The sequence below is a fragment of the Actinoplanes subtropicus genome (assembly GCF_000721705.1).
GTDB classification, from domain to species: domain Bacteria; phylum Actinomycetota; class Actinomycetes; order Mycobacteriales; family Micromonosporaceae; genus Actinoplanes; species Actinoplanes subtropicus.
The window spans coordinates 1-3,153 of the sequence record NZ_JOJL01000098.1 but is presented as its reverse complement, the minus strand read 5'-3'; the positions used below and the strand labels follow the sequence as shown (position 1 = coordinate 3,153).

Here is a 3,153-nt window from a genome sequence, read left to right as displayed (position 1 = left end):
CATGACATAAGCCTGATCCCGAGCAGAGTCAAGATCAAGTCTTGTTCTTCCTGGCCGCCACTGATTATCTATTGTTAGAGGGTTATTGGTCCTCGACCGTGGCTGCCGGCGCCCTCGACACAACGCACTCATCTCGGCATGTCCGGGAGCCGAGCCTACGCGTCAACCGTCACGCTCCGTGGCAGGCGGTTCGAGCAGTCATGGCGGAACTCCTGGTGAGGTTGGATGGGGGTTTTCGGCACGCACAAGGCCGGGGATCCGGCCGGTGCGTTGGAGCAGCTACTCACCGACCGGCTGCGGGTGCTCGGCCCCGACCACCCCCACACTCTCACCACCCGCCACAACCTCGCCCGGTGGCGGGGGCAGGCCCGGTCACCCGGCCGGCGCGGCCTGACAAAGGACGTCGGCGACCAGGACGAAAAGTTGTCGGTCAACAGCCGGGCGGGCCGGGCGCTGGGACGACGCCGGCCCTCACCGGCGGCCCCGGCGCGATTCCGCGCGGGCACTTCGGCTTCTGCCGCCGGTGCGTCCGCGAGCCCAGGCAGCGGCCAGCCCGTCGAGAATCCGCTCGCTCACCACGGCGCTGGGTAGCGTACCGGCGTGGACTTCTTTTTCGACCTGCCGTGGCGGTGTTGGGTCCTCCCGGGGCTGCTTGTCATGGCGTGGACGGGCCTGTGGTGGGGAAGCCGCCGGGCGCGGCTGTGGTTCGCCGGCCTCATGCCGCCTGGCGCCGTCGTCATCATCCTGCTTGGACTGAGCGAAATGTTGTCGCCGGTGCGACCGCAGCAGCAGGGCGAACCGGCGGACCTCTCCGCACGAATCAGCGCCCTCGGCAGCGGACCCGGCATGCTGATCGCGGCGGTCGGGCTGCTCACTTTGGTTGTCGGCACGGCGCTGACGATCACCACCTTCGTGGTGGAGACGACCCTGATGGTCCGTCGCCACGAGTGAGCACAGCGGGATACGGACGCTCCGTCGTTGAGCTGAACCGCCTGCCGGAACGAGCAGGCAGGTCAGCCCGACGACCGAAACCACGCTCCGTAGCGAACACATCGCGGCCATGAGCGGATGCCCCGAAGGGCACCAGCGACCGGCAGCAATGACAATGTTGGCCCGGCCGGTCAATGCCGACGAAGCCCGACGTCTGACATATTGGTGCCTTCATGACTTCTCTCGATTTATGCCGTGACAGCTTGGACGGGCTGTCGGTGGGCGACGCGCTCGGTGCGCAATTCTTCGTCCCAGGCAACTCATACGCAGAATTGGCCGCCGGCCGTCCTCCTCGCGCCCCCTGGCCTTGGACCGACGACACCGAGATGGCCTGCTCCGTCTTCAGCGAACTGCGAGCCCGGGGCGACATCGACTCCGACCGGCTGGCCGCCGCCTTCGCGCAGCGGTACGAGCCGTACCGCGGCTACGGGGGCGGGGCGGTCGTCATACTCCACCAGATCCGGGACGGAACCGACTGGCGACAGGCGGCACGCTCCGCCTTCGACGGTCAAGGTTCCATGGGCAACGGCGCAGCCATGCGAGTGGCACCCCTGGGCGCCTTCCACGCCGGCAACTCCCGCGCCGCCGCATTGGCCGCGATCCGCTCGGCCGAAGTCACCCACGCACACGCCGAGGCAATACTCGCAGCCGTGGCAGTAACCGTGGCCGCCGCCGAAGCCGGTCACGCCCGACAGCTTCAGCAGCGGCCCGAACCGGAGACCCTGCTCCAGGCGGTGCTTGAATACCTCGTCGACAGCCGTGTCAGCGAGGGTATCCGCCGGGCTGTCGACCTGCTCGGGGCAAGCGTGGCCGAGGCAACCTACGAGTTGGGCAACGGGTCCCGGGTCCTGGCCCAGGACACCATCCCTTTCACGCTCTGGGCCTCGGCCACCTATCTGCACGACTACCCGGCGGCAATCCTGGCCTGCATCGAGGCCGGCGGTGACGTCGACACCACGGCCGCGATCGTCGGCGGCATCGTCGCCACCTTCACCGGCACAGGCTCCGGCGGCATACCCCCGTCCTGGCTCAACGCCCGTGAGCCCCTACCTGCCTGGGCCGACAGCTAGGCGAGCACCATGCACGGATCTTCCCTCGACGAGTAGGAACAGCCGATCAAGCTCCACCTACCCAGCGTGACTGCTTCACCAGCGAGCACTCTCGGCGGCAGATGATATGTCGGTCACCAGGTTGAAGCGCCCCGGGATGATCATGCCATGGCACATCTTCCTGAGGACGTTCGCTCAGCATTTCGCCTCTTCGCCTTTTACCTGGCCGAAGGCACTCTCGATCTGGAACTTCTGGACGGCTTCGACTATCGCCTTGCCGTCATGGCCTACGGGTCAGCGCTGGAGATGGTGCTGGCCATCTTCGCCAACGTCCTGGATGTCAACGAGGCCGGCGAGGTGACAAACTACGCCGAGGCGCAGTACCGAGCCGCCCAGTGGATCCGACGCCTCTGCGACGACCAGTATCAGCCAGATCCGCCCTTCGCCGCATGGGAGGTCGAGCTGTCATAGCAGCCGCACAGCGAAGCGATCCGGCGGACTCAGTCAAGCTGCCGCCGCGCGATCTGTGGCATGTCCGGATACCACATCCGACCCCTAAAGTTGATCGCCATGGGCATGTACGCCGCGGCGCGCGGATGGCTACAGATAGCTCCTCAGCAGCGGGGCGATGCTGAGGAAATCATCCGCCGACACCACCACGACCTTTACTCCGGCGGCTGGGCCTTCCCGGCAGCGCCGTTCAATTGGACGCTCTACCTGTTCTACGGCGGTGACCTGCGGGAAGGAGAGTTGGCCTGGCTCCGGATGCAGATCATCGAGCTGGCCGCGATGCCGGCGATCGACGATGACGGTGATCGCCCTGCCGGCCTGTTCCTGGTCAGCGACGAACGCGCCTGGCCAATCATGTGGCAGGTTCGGGACGGGTCCATGGAGGAACGTCCTGCGACGTCGTTGTCATGGCTTGGCGAATAGCCCGCTCCATCCGGAACAGTGCCGACAAATGTACTGCCCGGCCAAGGTGTCAGCGGCGGCCTTACAGTGCGTAGCGCACGATTCGGCCGGGTAGCGACGGCGCATTGCTGCGCCGTCGCCCCCTCAGAACCGGACGTGCACGTTTCCATGCATCCGGCTCAAGCAAGCCCTGTGGGCCGCT

The 3,153-nt window shown here is 66.5% G+C and carries 4 protein-coding genes; all 4 read left to right on the top strand.

All coding sequences use genetic code 11. The annotated features are described in order from the left end of the window. Nucleotides 1-657 precede the first annotated feature (657 nt). The 4 genes from IH26_RS0152150 to IH26_RS0152135 all read left to right on the top strand — a co-directional run bounded on the left by IH26_RS0152150 (nucleotide 658) and on the right by IH26_RS0152135 (nucleotide 2,972). A complete protein-coding gene (locus IH26_RS0152150) occupies nucleotides 658-951 on the top strand; it encodes a hypothetical protein (RefSeq protein WP_157437907.1) in 294 nt (97 codons plus the stop codon). Between the two features lie 212 nt (nucleotides 952-1,163). After that, nucleotides 1,164-2,060, top strand: coding sequence for an ADP-ribosylglycohydrolase family protein (locus IH26_RS0152145; RefSeq protein ID WP_030443754.1), 897 nt, complete (start codon nucleotides 1,164-1,166; stop codon nucleotides 2,058-2,060). Nucleotides 2,061-2,207: 147 nt separating this feature from the next. Beyond that, nucleotides 2,208-2,510 carry a DUF7677 family protein gene (locus IH26_RS0152140; RefSeq protein ID WP_030443753.1) on the top strand — a complete coding sequence of 101 codons (303 nt, stop codon included), beginning with the start codon at nucleotides 2,208-2,210 and terminating at the stop codon, nucleotides 2,508-2,510. A gap of 99 nt (nucleotides 2,511-2,609) precedes the next feature. After that, nucleotides 2,610-2,972 carry a hypothetical protein gene (locus IH26_RS0152135; RefSeq protein ID WP_030443752.1) on the top strand — a complete coding sequence of 121 codons (363 nt, stop codon included), beginning with the start codon at nucleotides 2,610-2,612 and terminating at the stop codon, nucleotides 2,970-2,972. Nucleotides 2,973-3,153 lie beyond the last annotated feature (181 nt).

What these genes read in the sequence shown, in the direction of transcription:
- IH26_RS0152140 (WP_030443753.1), top strand. Translation starts at nt 2,208, where the DNA reads ATGGCACATCTTCCTGAGGACGTTCGCTCAGCATTTCGCCTCTTCGCC.
- IH26_RS0152145 (WP_030443754.1), top strand. Translation starts at nt 1,164, where the DNA reads ATGACTTCTCTCGATTTATGCCGTGACAGCTTGGACGGGCTGTCGGTG.
- IH26_RS0152150 (WP_157437907.1), top strand. Translation starts at nt 658, where the DNA reads ATGGCGTGGACGGGCCTGTGGTGGGGAAGCCGCCGGGCGCGGCTGTGG.
- IH26_RS0152135 (WP_030443752.1), top strand. Translation starts at nt 2,610, where the DNA reads ATGGGCATGTACGCCGCGGCGCGCGGATGGCTACAGATAGCTCCTCAG.